Source organism: Selenomonas timonae, from assembly GCF_014250475.1.
GTDB lineage: Bacteria > Bacillota > Negativicutes > Selenomonadales > Selenomonadaceae > Centipeda > Centipeda timonae.
Genome location: NZ_CP060204.1, coordinates 1,618,982 through 1,636,909 on the forward strand (window position 1 = coordinate 1,618,982; position 17,928 = coordinate 1,636,909).

The 17,928-nt window shown below is 54.2% G+C and carries 23 protein-coding genes; all 23 read left to right on the forward strand.

Features of this window, described 5'->3' with window-relative positions:
• The first annotated feature begins 100 nt into the window (after positions 1–100).
• The 23 genes from H1B31_RS07705 to H1B31_RS07815 all read left to right on the forward strand — a co-directional run bounded on the left by H1B31_RS07705 (position 101) and on the right by H1B31_RS07815 (position 17,918).
• Positions 101–304: a hypothetical protein gene (locus H1B31_RS07705; protein WP_185979887.1), complete on the forward strand. Its 204-nt coding sequence runs from the start codon at positions 101–103 to the stop codon at positions 302–304.
• Positions 301–699 carry a DUF7768 domain-containing protein gene (locus H1B31_RS07710; protein WP_185979888.1) on the forward strand — a complete coding sequence of 133 codons (399 nt, stop codon included), beginning with the start codon at positions 301–303 and terminating at the stop codon, positions 697–699. Before H1B31_RS07705 ends, H1B31_RS07710 begins: the two co-directional genes overlap by 4 nt.
• Entirely contained in the window at positions 696–3,005 is a 2,310-nt protein-coding gene (locus H1B31_RS07715) for a virulence-associated E family protein (RefSeq protein ID WP_185979889.1), read from the forward strand. The genes H1B31_RS07710 and H1B31_RS07715 overlap by 4 nt, the downstream gene beginning before the upstream one ends.
• Positions 3,006–3,246: 241 nt before the next feature.
• Positions 3,247–3,528 carry a PDDEXK family nuclease gene (locus H1B31_RS07720; protein ID WP_185981263.1) on the forward strand — a complete coding sequence of 94 codons (282 nt, stop codon included), beginning with the start codon at positions 3,247–3,249 and terminating at the stop codon, positions 3,526–3,528.
• Complete coding sequence (locus tag H1B31_RS07725; RefSeq protein WP_185979890.1) at positions 3,521–4,201, forward strand: ORF6N domain-containing protein; 681 nt, start codon at positions 3,521–3,523, stop codon at positions 4,199–4,201. Before H1B31_RS07720 ends, H1B31_RS07725 begins: the two co-directional genes overlap by 8 nt.
• 6 nt (positions 4,202–4,207) lie before the next feature.
• Positions 4,208–5,551 carry a DEAD/DEAH box helicase gene (locus H1B31_RS07730; protein WP_185979891.1) on the forward strand — a complete coding sequence of 448 codons (1,344 nt, stop codon included), beginning with the start codon at positions 4,208–4,210 and terminating at the stop codon, positions 5,549–5,551.
• The gene (locus tag H1B31_RS07735) at positions 5,548–5,760 is read left to right on the forward strand and encodes a hypothetical protein (protein ID WP_185979892.1); all 213 of its coding nucleotides are present in this window, start codon (positions 5,548–5,550) and stop codon (positions 5,758–5,760) included. The genes H1B31_RS07730 and H1B31_RS07735 overlap by 4 nt, the downstream gene beginning before the upstream one ends.
• Positions 5,757–6,197, forward strand: a complete 441-nt coding sequence (locus H1B31_RS07740; RefSeq protein ID WP_185979893.1) for a hypothetical protein — start codon at positions 5,757–5,759, stop codon at positions 6,195–6,197. Before H1B31_RS07735 ends, H1B31_RS07740 begins: the two co-directional genes overlap by 4 nt.
• 107 nt (positions 6,198–6,304) lie before the next feature.
• Positions 6,305–6,679 carry an HNH endonuclease gene (locus tag H1B31_RS07745; protein ID WP_185979894.1) on the forward strand — a complete coding sequence of 125 codons (375 nt, stop codon included), beginning with the start codon at positions 6,305–6,307 and terminating at the stop codon, positions 6,677–6,679.
• Between the two features lie 92 nt (positions 6,680–6,771).
• Positions 6,772–7,332, forward strand: a complete 561-nt coding sequence (locus H1B31_RS07750; RefSeq protein WP_185979895.1) for a P27 family phage terminase small subunit — start codon at positions 6,772–6,774, stop codon at positions 7,330–7,332.
• Between the two features lie 13 nt (positions 7,333–7,345).
• On the forward strand, positions 7,346–8,611 hold the full coding sequence (locus H1B31_RS07755; RefSeq protein WP_185979896.1) for a site-specific DNA-methyltransferase: 1,266 nt from the start codon (positions 7,346–7,348) through the stop codon (positions 8,609–8,611).
• Positions 8,611–9,150 carry an N-acetylmuramoyl-L-alanine amidase family protein gene (locus H1B31_RS07760; RefSeq protein ID WP_009655480.1) on the forward strand — a complete coding sequence of 180 codons (540 nt, stop codon included), beginning with the start codon at positions 8,611–8,613 and terminating at the stop codon, positions 9,148–9,150. The genes H1B31_RS07755 and H1B31_RS07760 overlap by 1 nt, the downstream gene beginning before the upstream one ends.
• Positions 9,151–9,152: 2 nt before the next feature.
• Positions 9,153–9,434 carry a prevent-host-death protein gene (locus H1B31_RS07765; protein WP_185979897.1) on the forward strand — a complete coding sequence of 94 codons (282 nt, stop codon included), beginning with the start codon at positions 9,153–9,155 and terminating at the stop codon, positions 9,432–9,434.
• Positions 9,435–9,553: 119 nt separating this feature from the next.
• Positions 9,554–10,360, forward strand: coding sequence for a virulence protein (locus H1B31_RS07770; RefSeq protein ID WP_185979898.1), 807 nt, complete (start codon positions 9,554–9,556; stop codon positions 10,358–10,360).
• Positions 10,344–10,580, forward strand: coding sequence for a DUF4314 domain-containing protein (locus H1B31_RS07775; protein WP_185979899.1), 237 nt, complete (start codon positions 10,344–10,346; stop codon positions 10,578–10,580). Before H1B31_RS07770 ends, H1B31_RS07775 begins: the two co-directional genes overlap by 17 nt.
• Positions 10,577–10,753, forward strand: a complete 177-nt coding sequence (locus H1B31_RS07780; protein ID WP_185979900.1) for a DUF5049 domain-containing protein — start codon at positions 10,577–10,579, stop codon at positions 10,751–10,753. The genes H1B31_RS07775 and H1B31_RS07780 overlap by 4 nt, the downstream gene beginning before the upstream one ends.
• A 160-nt stretch (positions 10,754–10,913) precedes the next feature.
• Positions 10,914–11,192: an Nmad4 family putative nucleotide modification protein gene (locus H1B31_RS07785; protein WP_185979901.1), complete on the forward strand. Its 279-nt coding sequence runs from the start codon at positions 10,914–10,916 to the stop codon at positions 11,190–11,192.
• An 83-nt stretch (positions 11,193–11,275) separates the two neighbouring features.
• On the forward strand, positions 11,276–13,897 hold the full coding sequence (locus H1B31_RS07790) for a terminase TerL endonuclease subunit (protein ID WP_226372087.1): 2,622 nt from the start codon (positions 11,276–11,278) through the stop codon (positions 13,895–13,897).
• Between the two features lie 115 nt (positions 13,898–14,012).
• Entirely contained in the window at positions 14,013–14,339 is a 327-nt protein-coding gene (locus tag H1B31_RS07795; protein ID WP_185979902.1) for a hypothetical protein, read from the forward strand.
• Positions 14,340–14,437: 98 nt separating this feature from the next.
• Positions 14,438–15,667, forward strand: coding sequence for a phage portal protein (locus tag H1B31_RS07800; RefSeq protein WP_185979903.1), 1,230 nt, complete (start codon positions 14,438–14,440; stop codon positions 15,665–15,667).
• Positions 15,668–15,680: 13 nt separating this feature from the next.
• The gene (locus H1B31_RS07805; protein WP_185979904.1) at positions 15,681–16,376 is read left to right on the forward strand and encodes a head maturation protease, ClpP-related; all 696 of its coding nucleotides are present in this window, start codon (positions 15,681–15,683) and stop codon (positions 16,374–16,376) included.
• A gap of 16 nt (positions 16,377–16,392) precedes the next feature.
• Complete coding sequence (locus tag H1B31_RS07810) at positions 16,393–17,568, forward strand: phage major capsid protein (RefSeq protein WP_185979905.1); 1,176 nt, start codon at positions 16,393–16,395, stop codon at positions 17,566–17,568.
• Between the two features lie 74 nt (positions 17,569–17,642).
• Positions 17,643–17,918: a head-tail connector protein gene (locus tag H1B31_RS07815; RefSeq protein WP_039980744.1), complete on the forward strand. Its 276-nt coding sequence runs from the start codon at positions 17,643–17,645 to the stop codon at positions 17,916–17,918.
• The last annotated feature ends 10 nt before the right edge of the window (positions 17,919–17,928 follow it).

A 17,928-nucleotide genomic window follows, 5' to 3' on the forward strand; every position in this document is an offset into this window, starting at 1 on the left:
TCCCGTGAAAAATGGGAGGATTTTTGGTGACCAAAACCTCCCTGTTCGTCCTCTTACTGATGAGAGGAACTAATCAGTTTTCAAAGGGAGGAAAGCCTTTATGTTCTATGTCAAGGAAAACATCAATGAGGCTCTGGAGGTCACGGTGGAAATCAACGATGAGAATGTCTTTTGCCATTGTCCGCGCTGCGGAGCGGAAGTGCCTGTCGACCTCAACGAGTTTTTCGGCGATGCGGAGTTCGACCTCTTCGGCACGGCGATCTGCTGCACGGAGTGCAGCAGGAAGATGAGGTGCGAGAAATGATTGAGAGAAGAAATCACGAGGGCTATGCCGATCCTACAGCGCACGCAGCTCTCACCAAGGTATTCCGACAGAATCTGTTCACCTACATCTGCTCTCCCTATCGGGACAATCCGCGCGTCAATGTCATGCGGGCGCGGCAGTACTGCAAGTTTGCTGTGAGCAGGGGACGGATTCCCCTTGCGCCGCACTTGTACTTTCCTCAGTTCATGTCGGAGGTAGATGAGCGGGAGAAAGCGATGGATATGAACTTCGAGCTTCTGAGGCTGTGCGGCGAGGTCTGGGTGTTCGGCGAGCGAATCACCGAGGGCATGGAAACGGAGATTGCTCATGCCGGGAGACTGCGGAAGAACATCCGTTATTTCACAACCAAATGCGAGGAGGTGCTTGCTCCATGAAAATCGCGGTCTGTAATCGTAATACCGAGAAGCGGTACAAAAACAAAGAAATGAGCTGGGAGGACATCAAAGAGCGCAACCGTCATCCCATCCGTACCTCGGAAACCGTGGAAGAGTATCCGAAACTGCCGAAGGCACAGCGGGATATTGCCAAAGACCAGGGTGGCTTTGTCGGCGGCTGGCTGAGAGGCGGCATTCGGAAGAAAGGTCATGTCATCAGCAGGGAGTGCGGTGCGCTCGATGCTGATCACATTCCCGACGGGGAGGATTTTCTCGGTAAAGCAAAAGAAGTCCTCGCGGGCGTACGTTTCTTCATCTACTCCACCCACAGTCATGCGCCACAACATCAGCGGTATCGTCTCGTGATGCCGTTCTTCCGCGAAGTCAGTGAGGAAGAATATGCACCATTCATGCGTATGGTCGCAAAACAGATCGGCATGGAGTATTTCGATGACTCCACCTATCAGGCAAACCGCATGATGTACTGGGCTTCCTGCCCGTCCAACGGCGAGTTCATATTTGAGGAGCAGGACGGTGATCCGCTGGATGTGGATGCCTATCTCGCAAAATACGATGACTGGCGGGATGTGACACAATGGCCGGTATCTTCCCGCCAGTCCGAAGCCGTAAAGCACAGTGTCAGCACACAGGCAGATCCACTTCAGAAAAGTGGCATCGTCGGAGCCTTCTGCCGTGCCTACAGCATCGAGGAAGTCATTGAGAAACATCTCTCCGATGTCTATACACCGTCGGCGGTAGATGGGCGTTATGACTACATCCCCGGCGAAGGAACGGCGGGTGTGGTCGTCTATGACGGCAAATTCGCATACTCGCATCATGCAACCGATCCTGCCTCCGAAAAACTCCTGAACGCATTTGACCTCGTTCGAATCCATAAGTTCGGTGACGATGACTCCAAGAAGTCCTTTGCGGCGATGGCAGAACTTGCCAGTCGCGATGAACTCGTTTCCTCCTTGCTCCTCGCCGAGCGGAGGGAGACGGCGGCACAGGATTTTGAGGGCAGTGATTGGGAGACGGCACTCGTTCGTGACAAGAACGGCGTACTGGTCAACTCCCTGCGCAATTTGAAACTCATCATGGAGCATGATTCGGTCTTGAAGGGGATCGTATTCAACCAACTGGCGGACAATATGGAAATTCGGGGAGAAGTCCCGTGGAAGCATCCGGGGAGGTTCTGGCGGGATGCAGATGACGCGCAGCTCATCTGCTATGTAGACGATCACTATGGAACGTTCTCGGCACGAAACTATGAGATTGGTGTGACCAAGGTCGCCGACGACCGATCCTATCATCCCATCCGTGAGTTTTTAGACAGTCTGCCGCCGTGGGATAAAGTCCCGCGTCTGGACACCCTGCTCATTGATTATCTTGGAGCGCCGGATAATGCCTATGTACGTGCAGTCACGAGAAAGACACTCTGCGCCGCTGTTGCAAGAGTGCGGAAACCCGGCATCAAGTTCGACAACATTCTCGTCCTGAACGGACCGCAGGGAATCGGTAAATCTACAATCGTGGCACTTCTGGGCGGCGAGTGGTATTCCGACAGCCTGTCTCTGACCGACATGAACGACAAGACCGCAGCCGAAAAACTCCAAGGCTACTGGATCATGGAAATCGGAGAACTTGCGGGAATGCGGAAAGCCGACATCGACAAGGTCAAGGCGTTCATTTCGCGGCAGGATGATAAATACAGAGCCAGTTTCGGACGGCGTGTTACCCCGCATCCGAGGCAATGCATTTTCTTTGGCACGACCAACTGCGAGGGTGCATATCTCCGTGACGGTACAGGAAATCGCCGCTTTTGGACAGTCAAGACACCGGGCGGGAAAAGGAAGCCGTGGGATCTCTCTTTGGAGGAGATCAAGCAGATTTGGGCAGAGGCAGTCGCAAGATACGATGCTGGGGAATCCCTCTACCTTGACGCAGAGTTGGAGTCCGTGGCGAAAGCCGAGCAGGATGCCGTTACGGAGCAGGATGAGCGTGAAGGATTGGTGCGCCTCTATCTGGATGAACTTCTTCCTGCCAACTGGAATCAGATGGGGCTTTATGAACGGCGGGACTTCCTGAGCGGCGACGATCTTTCCGCACGAGGGACAGAAAAGCGGCAGACCGTCAGCAATATGGAGATCTGGTGTGAATGTTTTGGCAGACGGAAAGAGGATCTGCGTCCCATCGACAGCTATGCCATCGCTGCCATTATGGCAAAGATCCCCGAATGGCAGAAACTGCCCGAACCGAGACGCATCCCGATCTATGGCAAGCAGAGAATTTACAGCCGCTTGTGACTTGTGCCGCAGTTGTTCCACGTTCAAAGCTTTGCTGTATAAGGCTTCGGTACAAGGGAACAATATTTATATATTAAATAAAATATATAAAAAATAAATAGTGAGCGCGCGGGTATACACATACGCGCGTAAAGCAAAATTTCCTGTGCAGCGTTGTTCCAAAAACCATCAAAAGCCTTGCTATGACTGGATGGAAGGATGGAACAAGCACATGGAACGGAGTGTGGAACAGGAGAACAGGATGCGGGAAAAAGACATTGAGCAGAAACTTGCAGCAAGAACCAGAGCGATGGGCGGCATCGCTCCGAAGTTCACCTCGCCGGGATTTGATGGAATGCCCGACCGACTGGTGCTTTTGCCCGGCGGCAGAATGGGCTTTGTGGAGCTGAAAGCACCGGGCAGGAAGCCGAGAGCCTTGCAGTTGGCACGGCACAGGCTGCTTCGGCGGCTTGGATTCAAGGTGTATGTGATTGACAAGATAGATCAAATTGACAGCGTATTGGAGGAAATCGACCATGAATGAACTTACGGTATTGGAACACAACAGCATCCGTGTCATGACCACGGAGCAGCTTGCCGAGGCGTATGGATGCAGGGCAATTCATATCCAGCAGAATTTTAAGAACAACAGGGCGCGATTCGTTGAGGGGAAGCATTACTTCAAACTTGAAGGTGCTGATCTCAAGGCTTTCAAGGACTCACTCGAAAATATCGAGTCAGTTGTCGGGAGTCGCGCACCGTCTCTGATTCTTTGGACGAAACAAGGGGCGGCGCGTCACAGCAAAATGCTCGGAACTGAGCGGGCGTGGAATGTTTTCGATGAGCTGGAAGAAAGCTATTTCAACCCCATGAGGAACATGACACCCGAGGAATTTCTGCTGTTCAGCGCACAGCGAATGGTGGAACAGGCGAAGGAAATCAAGGCGGCAAATGCCCGTATCGACAAGGTGGATGAACGGCTTCTCGATGTGGAGTCCAAGCAGATGACCATCGATGAGCACCACTACACCATCATCGGCTATGCCAACCTCACGGGAGTTCGTGGTGTGAGCCGGGATGCCGCCGCAAGACTCGGACGCAAAGCCTCGGCAATGTCCAGAAAGCAAGGCTACCATATCGGCAAGGAGTACGATGCAAAATATGGCTTGGTGAACACCTATCATGTGGATGTACTGCAGGAAGTTTTCAGGAGGTGATGCACTGTGAAGTTCATACCGCATGATTACCAGCAGTACGCCATCGACTTTATCGAAAGCCATCCGACTGCCGCCGTACTCCTGGATATGGGACTTGGGAAAACGGTGATTACTCTCACGGCCCTCAACGACCTGCTCTTTGACCATTTTGAGATTTCTCGCGTTCTCGTTATTGCACCGCTTCGTGTGGCACGGAATACATGGCCGCAGGAGATCGGCAAGTGGGAGCATCTGAATCATATCCGCTATTCCGTTGCAGTCGGAACGGAGAAAGAGCGTCGGGATGCGCTTCGCAAGCAGACCTCCCTCTACATCATCAACCGCGAGAACGTGCCGTGGCTCGTGGAGAAAACCGACTTCACCTACGATGCCATCGTGATTGACGAACTCTCCTCGTTCAAGAATTGGAGCGGCAAGCGATTCAAGGCACTCATGAAGGTTCGCCCATTGGCGAAGAGAGTCATCGGATTGACGGGCACACCATCCGGCAACGGCTTGATGGACTTGTTCGCAGAGTTCAAGGTACTCGACATGGGACAGCGACTGGGGCGGTTCATTACGAAGTATCGGCAAGATTACTTCAAACCGGACAAGCGAAATGGACAGGTGGTCTTCTCCTACGCTCCCTTGCCAGAAGCCGAGGAGCGGATCTACGAGAAAATCTCCGATATCACCATCTCCATGAAAGCCGCCGATCATCTGAGGATGCCCGAGCTGATTGAGAGCGAATACAGCGTCCGCATGGATGAGGAAGAGAAGAAAATGTATGCCGAGATGTGCGAGCAGTTGGTTTTGCAGATGAAGGGCGATGAGGTGACGGCGGCAAATGCCGGTGTCTTGTCCGGGAAACTCGTGCAGATGGCAAACGGCGCAGTCTACACCGACGATGGAGCTACGCTGCATATACATGACCGCAAACTTGATGCCTTGGAAGACATCATCGAGAGCATGAACGGCAAGCCGCTCCTCGTGGCGTACTGGTTTCGTCATGACGCAGAGCGCGTCGAAAAGCGCGTGCCATGCGTCCGACTGGATACGGATGAGACAATCGCCCGATGGAATCGTGGTGAAATCCCCGTCGCCCTGATCCATCCGGCGAGCGCAGGTCATGGCCTCAACCTTCAGAGCGGCGGTTCGAGCTTGGTGTGGTTCGGTATCACTTGGAGTTTGGAACTCTATCAGCAGACCGTGGCACGGCTCTATCGGCAGGGACAGAACTCAAACACTGTGGTGGTGCAGCACATCATCGCCGAGGGCACGATTGACGAGAGAATCCTCCGTGCCTTGAAACGAAAGGACAAGACTCAGACGGCTCTGATTGAAGCCGTCAAAGCGGAGGTAACATCATGAACTATGAGGTTCTGGCAAACGCCATCGTCGAACAGGCGGCAAAGGATTATCGCTGGGCGCGGACGGCTCTCGGCAAAGACCCGGAGAATGTTGCGGCGGCAGCGATGCGTAGCGAAACGGAGCGGTTCTTTCGTTCTGCATGGTTTGGGCAGTTGACAAGTCTGGATGGGGAATGGCTTCTTCAGAAGTTGGAGGGGGAATTTGCATGATCGCGAAAGAGTATCTCAGTCAGGCACGAAACATCGACAATGAAATCCAGAGTATGTTGGAGGAGGTCTCAGTTCTTCGCAGTATGGCAGAAAAGACTACCGCCGTGATTACGGGAATGCCGAGCAATGCAACGAGGAACACGTCGCAGCTTTCCGACACCATTGCAAAAATCATCGAGCGTGAAGAGAAGATCGACGCTGAGATTGATCGGCTTGTCGATCTGCGCTCCGAAATCTACGAAACGATACAGCAGGTGGAGGACAAAGAGGCACGGCGTGTCCTGTATCTCCGTTATATGGGTTACCGCTCGTGGGCAGAGATTGCGACGGAGATGAAACTTGGTCTTCGTCAAATCTACCGTCTGCATGGCGTTGGACTGAAAAATATTTCTCCGATGTCACTAAATGTCACTAAATGGCAGTCGATGTCGTCTTGATGTCACTACCTTGACAGTGATATGATATACTCAGCGAAAATAGGATATGGAATCAGCCTTCTTGGAGAAGCAATTCTCCGTGAGGGCTTTTTTGATGGAGAAACGCAATGCCGAGAAAACCAAAGCGCCCTTGTCGAATGACAGGCTGTCCGAATCTTACAGACCGGAAAAGCTGTTACTGTGAGGAGCACGAGAAAGTCATGCAGCGACATTACGACCACTTCACGCGTGGGTACGATCAGCACGAGCGGTATGGCAGCGTATGGCGCAGGATCCGTGACCGACATTTGGCAGGGCATCCGATCTGCGAGAAATGCAAAGAGCAGGGGAGATATGTTCTCGCAACGCTTGTGCATCATATTCGACCTCTCGCCGACGGCGGCACGCACGGTGAGAGCAATTTGATGTCGCTCTGCGTGTCTTGTCATGAGCGGATTCATCAGCGCGGCAGAGGCGATGGATACCCCCTAGGGGGCGGTTAAATCTCTAAAACCACGCCGTTACTGGACCGGGGAGGGGGAGTACGCACAAAAACGTCGGTTCAAACGGGGTATTAAAGGAAGGGGGCGAGAAGATGGCGCGGGACGGAACAAATCGCGGAGGACGACGCATCCGGGCGGGAGATAAGCCCGAACCACTCGCAGATAAGATTGCGGGCGGGCGCACGGCGCACATCATGGGGTTCCCAATGACGGAACTGGACGGCACAGACCTTGTGGATGCCGCTAACCTCTACGGTGAGGAGATGCCAACGCCGAGTGAGTTCCTGTCGGCACGGCAGAGGAACGGAAAACCGCTCGGTGCGGATGAAATTTTCCGCGAGACATGGCTATGGCTGAAGGAGCGCGGCTGTGAGCGTCTCGTAAATCCTCGCCTCATCGAAAGCTATGCGCAGGCATTTGCCCGCTTCATCCAATGTGAGGAAGCAATGAGTCAATACGGACTCATTGGCAAGCATCCGACGACAGGAGGCGCGATTGCAAGCCCCTTCGTCCAGATGGGACAGGCGTTTCAGAAGCAGTCCAATCTGCTCTGGTATGAGATATTCGACATCGTAAAGCAGAACTGCACCACCACATTCGTCGGTTCTCCGCAGGAGGATCGGATGGAACGGCTGCTGCGTTCGAGGAAGTAAGGAGGGAAGTGATTTGAATAAAACAACATCGGAGATGAAGCTCGTTCCAATCAGCAAGCTCGTCCCGTATGCCAACAATGCACGGACGCACTCGCCCGAACAAATCAACAAGCTGCGCGGAAGTCTACGCGAGTTCGGATTCGTCAGTCCCGTCATCATCGACAAGGACTATGGCATTCTCGCAGGACACGGACGTGTTGCGGCAGCGCGGGCGGAGGGGATAGAGAGCGTTCCCTGTGTCTTTGTCGATCATCTGACCGAGGCTCAGAAGAAAGCGTATATCCTCGCAGACAACCGTTTCGCCCTCGACGCAGGATGGGATGAAGATATGCTGCGCATCGAGATGGAAGCCTTGCAGGACATGGACTTCGATATCTCGCTCACGGGCTTCGACGAAGCTGAAATTGCTGACCTGCTCTCACTGGATGATGGTGAAGCGCAGGAAGACGACTTCGATGTGGACGCAGAACTGCAAAAGCCATGTGTCGCCAAAACAGGCGATGTATGGCATCTCGGCAAGCACCGTGTTATCTGCGGCGATTCGACGTTGCCGGAGACATACGAGCGGCTGCTCGGCAGTGAGAAAGTCAACCTTGTCTGTACGGACCCGCCGTATTTTGTGGCTCTGGAAAGTTCCTCCGGGAAGATCAAGAACGATGATCTGAATGACAAGGACGCCTACGAGTTCCTCAAATCTGCCTTTACCGCCTTCCACTCGGCAATGGCGACAGACGCCTCCATCTACGTTTTCTACGCAACGGCAAAAGCCCGCATCTTTCATGACGCTTATGAAGATGCGGGCTTTAAGGTTGGCGCGGGACTGGTGTGGAAGAAAGACCGTCTTGTCCTCACACGCACGGACTGGAAGTACATCCACGAGCCGATCATCTGGGGATGGCGAAAGGACGGGCGGCACAGATGGTACGGCGACCAGAAGCAGACCACGGTCTTTGCATTTGATCGCATCAAGGACTCGAAGAAAGACGGCTGCGGTCATCCATCCTCAAAGCCCGTGCCGCTTATCGCGTACCTTGTCAAGCAGTGTACGCAGACAAACGGTGTCGTACTTGACGGCTTCCTCGGCTCGGCATCAACGCTCATTGCCTGTGAGCAGTTGGGGCGTATCTGTTACGGTGTGGAGGTTGAGCCGAAATTCGTGGATGTCGCTGTTGAGAGGTACATTCAGAGCAAAGACAGCAATGCCGAAGATGTGTTTTTGGAACGTGACGGTGAGCGCATTCCGTATGCGGACGTGCCGAAATCGAAGGAGGAATCGTGATGCGTGTGTTTTTGAATCCGGGTCATGCGCCGGACGGGAATCCCGACCCCGGCGCGTGCGGGTATGGGCTGCGGGAATGCGACGTTGCAAAGAATGTCGCTGACCTTGTGGCGGGGTATCTCGCTGCCGCAGGTGTCGAGGTGGTCGGCTGTCTGCAATCTGATAGCCTCCATGAAGTAGTCTCGGCTTCCAACAACAGCGATGCGGACGTATTCATCTCCATCCACTGCAACGCCTGTAACGGCGCGGCAAACGGAACGGAGGTCTGGCACTTCTACGGAAGCGGCGCAGGGGAGACCTTGGCAAGCTGCATTCAGAACCAGATTGTCACGTCATTGGGGACTACAGATCGCGGCACAAAGGGGGCAAAGCCCGGTGTCAACGGGCTGTACGTTCTAAGCAACACGGATGCGGTCGCCGTACTCGTGGAGCTTGCATTTATCGACCATGAGGGCGATGCAGAGCTTCTTGGGACGCAGCAGGATGAATTTGCCCGTGCCATTGCGCGTGGGGTAACGGACTATGAAGGAGAGTGTTGAAGATGAAACTGGAACACATTCAAAATGAACTGAAGAATCATGTGGGGGATTTTGTACGGACGGAGGCGAAGGAAGCGACCGTCCTCTGGCTGCACGAGAAGGGACTTCCCGCAGCGCGTGAGGTGTCGGCGGCGTACACGGCGGCACTGAAAGAGAGCGCGGAGAAGGAGACGGGATGGTGCAGATTCCGTGACCGCATCTTCCTACCGCTTGTCATTGATGGGGCGATCTGGATGACGGGCAAGATGCTTGAGCGCATGACCGCGCCCCATTCTGCGAAATGATGGTATTCGGCAGTTTATCCTCCTAGATGGCTATGGTGTATACAACAGATTCTGCTTGCTAATTCTTCCCATACGAGTGATGAATGTAATGACCAAAGTACATGAAGGAGGAAACCACCATGAAGGTCAATTACAACATCCAAAAGGAAGAGCGCAAGGCGATGGTCGGGATCATCGGCAAGGTGCTCGGTGAAAAGCCCGTCTACTGCGGCGCACCGACATTTTCCTACAAAATCGGCGCATTCGAGATCATGAAGGACGGCAGCCTTTGCTTCGACGATGCCACCGATGAAGCGACCGTTGCGCGTGTGCGCATGGCACTGAGCGAGGATGGCTTTATGTCCGAGGATTGGGAGAACGAGGCTTCCTGTGCGGACACAGGGGCGAATGAGCCGATTCAGACGGAAGCGGCGGCAGATGATGAGCCGACACCGGCAGAAACGGTGGTAGAAGAACCTGCTCCAATGGAGGCAGTGATGGAAGAACCCGATGAGGACAGCCTTTCCATCAGTCTCCCGCGCAGCCTTTTCACCGAGACGGCACTGCAGAATCTGGATGCACTTCTTCTGAGCAAGGGACGGCTGATTCGCCACGCCTTTGACATCAGGGAAGCGACCTACACGCTGACCGATGACCGCATCACCTTCGCATGGCTGCACGGCACGATCACCGACGAGACGGCAAAGGCATACGCTGAGTTCATCAGTAAACTCTGCCTGATGGCACGGGCGCAAAAGCGCGTTACGGCAAAGGAGAAGATTGTGGACAACGAGAAATACGCATTCCGCTGCTTCCTCCTGCGCCTCGGCATGATCGGGAGCGCCTACAAGCAGTCGCGTAAGATTCTCCTGCAGAACCTCATCGGCAGCAGCGCGTTCAAGAGCGGACATCGGAAGGAGGCTGAGGATCATGCGGTTTCCGAGTAAGGAACAGATCGCCGCACTTCGTAAGCGGTACCCGAACGGGGCAAAGGTGGAACTCCTCGGAATGGATGATCCGCAAGCCCCACCGATGGGAACGAGGGGCGAGGTTCTGGGCGTTGACGATGCGGGACAGCTTCTTGTCCGATGGGAGACAGGCTCGTCACTCAGTCTGATCTCTGGTGTGGACTCCTTCCGCATCGTGCAGAAAGGGGGCAGATCATGAACGAGAAGGTTTTCGCACAGATCATGGATATCCGCAACTCCGGGCGGGTGAATATGTTCGACGTCCCCAGAGTTCAGCGGATGGCGTTCGAGATGGGGTTCTACGAACTGGTCTGCTTCATCGAGGAAGACCGTGCGACGTATGTACGATTTATCCTCACGGGTGAAAAATAGCCGACGATTCTAGCGATTCTGCACAGCCTTTCGGGGCTGTGTTTCTCTCGAAATATAAGTGTGGTTTATCCGAAATATGACTTGCTATATTCTGCGTTTAGAGACATATATGTACATGGCCGAAGGAAATAACCTACACACAGAAAGCGAGGAACACAAAATGAAGAACGCAGAAGCAAGATGGCCGAAGACCACCACGATGGAGCACCTCGATGAGATGCGGTTCGGGACAAGCGGCGCGATCCTTCGCTACGGCGAGCAGATCCTTGTCGTCGGGATGGAATGCTGGGGATTCCACGCAGCCGTCTACGAGATGGTTGAAACGCCGGAGGAGACGGGACTGGCAGACATTGAATGCCGCCTGAACCTCGTCGAAGCCGCCACGGAGCTTTTTGAGGACGGCGGGCACGCGATGGCATGGTGCATGAAGCGCATCTAAGCCACGCCGAACAACAAAACAGCCCTTCGGGGCTGCTTCTCGTATTGCCGCTATTGAGCGGCTTTTTTGATGGGGGTGATCGCTTGCGGAAACTGACGGATTACAAGCCGACGAGGTTCATGGCAGAGGACGCACACTATGACAAAGCCGCTGCGGACTATGCCGTCGGCTTCATCGAGTGCCTGTGCCATACGAAGGGGACGTGGGCAGGAAAGCCCTTCGAGCTGATCGACTGGCAGGAGCGCATTATCCGAGACATTTTCGGAATTTTGAAACCGAACGGCTATCGGCAGTTCAACACGGCGTATGTTGAGATTCCCAAGAAACAAGGAAAACAGCTTACTCTTGATACGAAAATCCCCACACCCGAGGGATTTACCACAATGGGCGATATTCGCGTCGGAGATACCGTTTTTGACGAAAACGGACAGCCCTGCCGTGTTGTTGCAAAGAGCGATGTGGATGACACCGAGCAAGCCTATCGGCTGACTTTTCGTGACGGCTCGTCCATCGTCGCAGGGGAACGGCATCTCTGGAATGTGGAGCACATCATCGGCGAGCCGCGATCCATGCTTTGGACAACGGGTGAAATCTACAGCCGAACGATGAGGTACAGAGAAAAATATCGGGATAACGAGAAGGAGGCACGCCGTTCCATTATCCGAATCCCTGTGGCAAAATCGCTGAATCTCGCAGAGTGTGATCTTCCTGTTGATCCGTATCTTTACGGATACTGGATCGGCAACGGATGTGCCACAAAGCCCGAAATTACTATCTGCGATAAGGACGTACAGGCGGTCACACAGAGTGTGCCGTATGCTCCATACAACAGCATTCCTCAGCCGGGAAGTGTGCGCGTGTACTATGAGGAACTAAAGAGCATCCTCGTTCCGACATTCCGAGATAAGGTTATCCCAGTCGCATATCTAAGAGCCTCGGAGCGTCAGCGTTGGGAACTCTTGCAAGGTCTGATGGATTCTGACGGGTGCATCGGGAATCGGAAGGCGCAGAGCGTCTACGTCAGCACCATCAAACAGCTTGCCGAATCGGTACGCGAACTCTTGTGGAGTCTCGGCATCAAGAATGCCATGACAGAAGCACCGTCTACGCGATGCGGAAAGCCGACAGGGGAAACCCTCTACATCATACGGTTCACTACATTTGACGATCAACCAACATCAAAACTGCATCGGAAAATCTGCCGGAAACGGGAGCGGGTTAAAGAAACTCGCTCCTGTTTTCATTATCTGGCAGACATCGTGTCGCTCTCAGAGCGAGTCCCCATGCAGTGCATTCAAGTGGATAGTGCAAGTCACTGCTATCTGGTAGGGGAATCCTTCGTGCCAACGCACAACAGCGAACTCGCCGCCGCTGTCGCACTCCTCCTTTGTTGCGGCGATGGGGAGGAGCGAGCCGAGGTGTATGGCTGTGCTGCCGATCGTCAACAGGCGAGCATCGTGTTCGAGGTCGCAGCAGACATGGTGCGTATGTGTCCCGCCCTCAGCAAGCGAGTGAAGATCCTTGCCTCCCAGAAGCGGATGGTATATCTGCCGACGAACAGCTTCTATCAGGTGCTTTCGGCAGAGGCATATTCAAAGCACGGCTTCAACATTCACGGCGTGGTATTTGATGAGCTGCACACGCAGCCGAACCGCAAGCTCTTTGACGTTATGACGAAAGGCTCCGGCGATGCGCGAATGCAGCCGCTTTACTTCCTTATCACCACGGCAGGAACGGATATGCAGTCCATCTGCTACGAGACACATCAGAAAGCAGTGGATATTCTGGAAGGGCGAAAGATTGATTCGACCTTCTATCCCGTGATCTACGGAGCGAAGGAAGATGAGGACTGGACAGACCCGGAGGTTTGGAAACGGTCGAATCCGTCGCTTGGTATCACAGTCGGCATCGACAAGGTACAGGCGGCTTGCGACTCTGCACGGCAGAATCCAGCCGAGGAGAACAGCTTCCGTCAGCTTCGACTGAACCAATGGGTGAAGCAGTCCGTGCGGTGGATGCCGATGGACAAGTGGGATAGCTGTGACGCCCATGTTGACGCTGAGTCCTTAGAGGGCTGTGTCTGCTACGGCGGTCTTGACCTTTCCTCTACGATGGACATTACGGCGTTTGTCCTCGTGTTCCCTCCGACGGAGGAGGATGAGCCGTTTGCCGTGCTTCCGTATTTCTGGATTCCCGAGGAGAACATCGACCTTCGTGTGCGGCGTGACCATGTGCCGTATGACGTGTGGGAGAGACAGGGCTACGTACAAACGACAGAGGGGAATGTCGTGCATTACGGATTCATCGAGGCGTTCATTGAGAAACTTGGCGAGAAGTACAACATTCGCGAGATTGCCTTCGACCGATGGGGTGCAGTGCAGATGGTGCAGAACCTCGAGGGGATGGGCTTCACCGTTGTTCCATTCGGTCAGGGCTTCAAGGATATGAGTCCGCCGACCAAGGAGCTGATGAAGCTGACCTTGGAAAAGAAAATAGCGCACGGCGGGCATCCCGTCATGCGCTGGATGGCAGACAACATCTTCATTCGCACCGACCCTGCGGGGAACATCAAGGCAGATAAGGAGAAGTCCACCGAGAAGATCGACGGCGTGATTGCGCTCATCATGGCTCTGGATCGTGCGATCCGCTGCGGGAATGATACCTCGGAATCGGTGTACGAGAGTCGGGGGATGTGGGTGTTTTAGGGCGATCGTATACACGCTTTATCTTCACATATGGCCTTGCTATTTCTCGGATTATACGGGAATATACACATACCGAAAGGGAAAACCGAAGGAGCCAGAAACGGAGGAAAAGAAAATGAACAAGCAGGAAATCGCCAAGATCATCGAGAGCAAGGCTGCCGAGTACGGACTCAAGCTGCAGGAAAGCACGATGGGCTGGGCAAACGAGAGCAACCACGACAGCTACATCCGCATCGAGGTTCGCAAAGAGAGGGATTATGACAAGACGGATTGGGAAGCCCGCAAGGTTTTCTGGGACATCAAAGCCAACGCCGGCATTTGCCAGATGGGCGGAGATCCAACGCCGGAGGAACTTTTGAAAGCCGCCGACGAGATTGCGCGGGGCGCGAAATTCACAGCCGACATCAACAGCATGGAGCTTTCCTGCATCGAAATCTTCTAAGCTGAAACTACGGAGCACCGCTCGAAAGGGCGGTGCTCTTGCTCTCATCATCTTCTGTGGTAAGGCTTTTTCATACCGTTTTGGAAATGGAGGTTTCCATGAACTTCTTCACAAAACTCTTTCGTTCGCGGGACAAGCCCACAAATCACCTCGGTGGCTTGTCCTTTTTGTTCGGGCAGACGGCGGCAGGAAAGGCGGTCAACGAACGGACGGCAATGCAGACGACGGCAGTCTATGCCTGTGTCCGCATCCTCGCAGAATCCATCGCAGGGCTGCCGCTTCACGTCTATGTCTACCAAGGGCAGGGCAAGGAGCGCGTGCCGGAGCACCCGTTGTATTTTCTGCTCCACGATGCGCCAAATCCCGAGATGACGAGTTTTGTCTTTCGTGAGACGCTTATGGCGCATCTCCTCCTGTGGGGGAATGCCTACGCACAAATTTTGCGGGATGGCAGAGGGCGTGTTCTCGGACTTTATCCGCTCCTCCCGGATAAGATGGAGGTCAGCCGCGACAGCCGCACGGGGGAACTCTACTACACCTATACGCGAAGCACGGAGGAGAATCCGAATTTTGCGGACAAGGGGCAGATTCGTCTGCGCCCTGAGGATGTGCTTCACATTCCGGGACTCGGCTTCGATGGTCTGGTTGGCTACAGTCCAATCGCTATGGCAAAGAACGCCATCGGGATCGCGCTTGCAACGGAGGAATACGGTGCGGCATTCTTCAAGAACGGAGCGCGTCCGGGTGGCGTACTCGAACATCCGGGTGTCCTCAAAGACCCGTCGAAGCTCCGTGAGAGTTGGCACGCCGTTTACGGCGGCACGATGAACACGGGCAGGATTGCTGTTCTTGAGGAAGGTGTAAAGTATCAGCAGATTGCCATTCCACCCGAGGAGGCGCAGTTCCTAGAGACGAGGAAGTTCCAGATCGACGAGATCGCACGGCTCTATCGTGTGCCGCCGCATATGGTAGGAGACTTGGAGAAATCCTCATTTTCCAATATCGAGCAGCAGTCGCTTGAGTTCGTCAAATACACTTTGAATCCGTGGGTGGTTCGTTGGGAGCAGTCGCTTCAAAAGGCTCTGCTGACGGACAAGGAGCGGAAGGACTACTTCATCCGCTTCAATGTGGACGGGCTTCTGCGCGGAGATTACAAGAGCCGTATGGAGGGCTATGCCATCGGGCGGCAGAACGGATGGCTCTCGGCGAACGACATCCGCAGTCTTGAGGACATGAACCCCATCGAAGCGGACGAGGGTGGCGATCTCTATCTCATCAACGGGAATATGACGAAACTGAGGGACGCAGGGCTGTTTGCCGCTAGGTAGAAGGGAGAAAGCGATGAAGCGTAAATTTTGGAACTGGGTACGGAACGAAGGAGAGAAGCGAATCTTGCTTCTGGACGGTGAAATCTCAGATGAAACATGGTGGGGCGATGAGGTCACACCTCAGATGTTCCGCTCTGAGCTGAACGCCACCGAGGGAGATATTGACCTCTGGATCAACTCACCGGGCGGCGACTGTTATGCAGCGGCACAGATCTACAATATGCTGATGGAATATCCCGGCGAGGTCACGGTCAAGATTGACGGGATTGCCGCTTCCGCCGCATCCGTCGTTGCGATGGCAGGATCGACCGTCGAGATTTCTCCTCTAGGTTTGTTGATGCTGCATAATCCGATGACCGTTTCTATCGGAGACACGCACGAGATGGAGCGGACAATTACGTTCCTCTCTGAAATCAAGGAGAGCATTATCAATGCCTACGAACTCAAGACGGGACTTTCCCGTGCGAAGATTTCACGTCTCATGGATGCCGAGACATGGATGAATGCAAAGAAAGCAGTGGAACTTGGGTTTGCGGATTCCGTTCTCTATGAGAATAGGGAACATCTCACAAGTGCTGCGGCGGACGGGCTGATCTTCTCCCGCGCCGCCGTCACGAACTCTCTGCTCTCGAAATTCGGGCAGGGGACACAAACAAATAATGTCGATGCAGAGCCGATCAAACGACGGCTCTTTTCTATTTCACATTAACGGAGGGAAAAAGATCATGGATAAGATCATGGCAATGCGCGAGAAGCGTGCAGAAATGTGGGAACAGGCAAAGCAGTTTCTGGATTCTCACGAAAAGGACGGGCATCTTACAGCCGAAGATGCCAAGGCGTATGAGCAGATGGAGAACGAGGTACTCGCGCTTGGCAAGGACATCGAGCGCATAGAGCGTCAGGCGATTCTTGACGCGCAGCTTGCAAAGCCTGTAACGGCAGCAATCACCAACACTCCGGGGGCTGCGTTCAATGCAGAAAAGACGGGGCGTGCAAGCGAGGCATACCGCTCTGCGATGCTCAAAGCTCTCCGTACGAACTTTCGGCAGGTGGAGAACGTCCTGCAGGAGGGGACGGATGCCAGCGGAGGCTATCTCGTTCCCGAGGAATATGACAAACGTCTCATCGACGTACTCAGCGAAGAGAATGTCCTGCGTCCGCTTGCGACGGTTATCACCACGAGCGGCGAACACAAGATCAACATTGCCGCCACCAAACCTGCGGCATCGTGGATCGAGGAGGGAGCTGCGCTTACCTTCGGCGACGCGACCTTTGACCAGATTGTTCTCGACGCACACAAGCTCCACGTCGCGGTCAAGGTGACGGAAGAGCTTCTCTACGACAACGCCTTCAACATTGAGAGCTATCTCATCGAGCAGTTCGGCAAGGCTCTCGGCAACGCAGAGGAGGATGCATTCCTGAGCGGCGACGGCACGCACAAGCCGAAGGGACTTCTCACCTCGGCAAAGACATCCGTCACCACGGCGGCGGCAGACATCAAGGCGGACGAACTCGTGACGCTCGTCTACAGTCTCAAGCGTCCCTACCGCAAGAATGCGGCGTTCATCGTCAACGACCAGACGCTTGCAAGTATCCGAAAGCTCAAGGATGCCAACGGTGCATATTTTTGGCAGCCATCGTACCAGATGGGTGAACCAGACCGTCTGCTCGGCTACCCCGTCTACTCCTCGGCGTATATGCCCGCTGTCGAGGCGGGAAAGATCGTCATCGCATTCGGCGATTACTCCTACTACAACATCGGCGACCGTGGGACACGTTCCCTGCAGGAACTCAAGGAGCTGTTTGCAGGCAACGGCATGGTCGGCTACGTCATGAAGGAGCGTGTAGACGGCAAACTCGTCCTCGAGGAAGCCGTGCAGACGCTCAAGATGAAGGGCTGATGTATGGAAGCGCTGATAAATTCAGCACCAATTTGACGGACTTTAGTTTTGCGGCAAAGAGGGGAGGTGGTTCTATGCTTGTGCCACTTGCAGCAGTCAAGCAGTATCTGCGTGTAGATACCGACGATGAGGACGATCTCCTCATGCACTTTACGGAAACGGCAGAACAGATTTGTACGGCTCTCCTGCGTGTGAAGAAGCTGTCCAAGGTCGAAGATCAGGCAATCGTGCGTGTCGCGGTGCTCTATGCCGTGTCCTATCTCTATGAACATCGGGAGGAAGCGGATCACAGAGGGCTTGCGCTGACGCTTCGCTCCTTGCTTTTCGGTGTACGGAAGGAGGACTTTTAGGTGAGAGTGT

Excerpts from the sequence above, each read along its gene's own strand:
- H1B31_RS07705 (WP_185979887.1), top strand. The coding sequence starts at position 101 with ATGTTCTATGTCAAGGAAAACATCAATGAGGCTCTGGAGGTCACGGTG.
- H1B31_RS07710 (WP_185979888.1), top strand. The coding sequence starts at position 301 with ATGATTGAGAGAAGAAATCACGAGGGCTATGCCGATCCTACAGCGCAC.
- H1B31_RS07715 (WP_185979889.1), top strand. The coding sequence starts at position 696 with ATGAAAATCGCGGTCTGTAATCGTAATACCGAGAAGCGGTACAAAAAC.
- H1B31_RS07720 (WP_185981263.1), top strand. The coding sequence starts at position 3,247 with ATGCGGGAAAAAGACATTGAGCAGAAACTTGCAGCAAGAACCAGAGCG.
- H1B31_RS07725 (WP_185979890.1), top strand. The coding sequence starts at position 3,521 with ATGAATGAACTTACGGTATTGGAACACAACAGCATCCGTGTCATGACC.
- H1B31_RS07735 (WP_185979892.1), top strand. The coding sequence starts at position 5,548 with ATGAACTATGAGGTTCTGGCAAACGCCATCGTCGAACAGGCGGCAAAG.
- H1B31_RS07740 (WP_185979893.1), top strand. The coding sequence starts at position 5,757 with ATGATCGCGAAAGAGTATCTCAGTCAGGCACGAAACATCGACAATGAA.
- H1B31_RS07745 (WP_185979894.1), top strand. The coding sequence starts at position 6,305 with ATGCCGAGAAAACCAAAGCGCCCTTGTCGAATGACAGGCTGTCCGAAT.
- H1B31_RS07750 (WP_185979895.1), top strand. The coding sequence starts at position 6,772 with ATGGCGCGGGACGGAACAAATCGCGGAGGACGACGCATCCGGGCGGGA.
- H1B31_RS07760 (WP_009655480.1), top strand. The coding sequence starts at position 8,611 with ATGCGTGTGTTTTTGAATCCGGGTCATGCGCCGGACGGGAATCCCGAC.
- H1B31_RS07765 (WP_185979897.1), top strand. The coding sequence starts at position 9,153 with ATGAAACTGGAACACATTCAAAATGAACTGAAGAATCATGTGGGGGAT.
- H1B31_RS07770 (WP_185979898.1), top strand. The coding sequence starts at position 9,554 with ATGAAGGTCAATTACAACATCCAAAAGGAAGAGCGCAAGGCGATGGTC.
- H1B31_RS07775 (WP_185979899.1), top strand. The coding sequence starts at position 10,344 with ATGCGGTTTCCGAGTAAGGAACAGATCGCCGCACTTCGTAAGCGGTAC.
- H1B31_RS07780 (WP_185979900.1), top strand. The coding sequence starts at position 10,577 with ATGAACGAGAAGGTTTTCGCACAGATCATGGATATCCGCAACTCCGGG.
- H1B31_RS07785 (WP_185979901.1), top strand. The coding sequence starts at position 10,914 with ATGAAGAACGCAGAAGCAAGATGGCCGAAGACCACCACGATGGAGCAC.
- H1B31_RS07795 (WP_185979902.1), top strand. The coding sequence starts at position 14,013 with ATGAACAAGCAGGAAATCGCCAAGATCATCGAGAGCAAGGCTGCCGAG.
- H1B31_RS07800 (WP_185979903.1), top strand. The coding sequence starts at position 14,438 with ATGAACTTCTTCACAAAACTCTTTCGTTCGCGGGACAAGCCCACAAAT.
- H1B31_RS07805 (WP_185979904.1), top strand. The coding sequence starts at position 15,681 with ATGAAGCGTAAATTTTGGAACTGGGTACGGAACGAAGGAGAGAAGCGA.
- H1B31_RS07810 (WP_185979905.1), top strand. The coding sequence starts at position 16,393 with ATGGATAAGATCATGGCAATGCGCGAGAAGCGTGCAGAAATGTGGGAA.
- H1B31_RS07815 (WP_039980744.1), top strand. The coding sequence starts at position 17,643 with ATGCTTGTGCCACTTGCAGCAGTCAAGCAGTATCTGCGTGTAGATACC.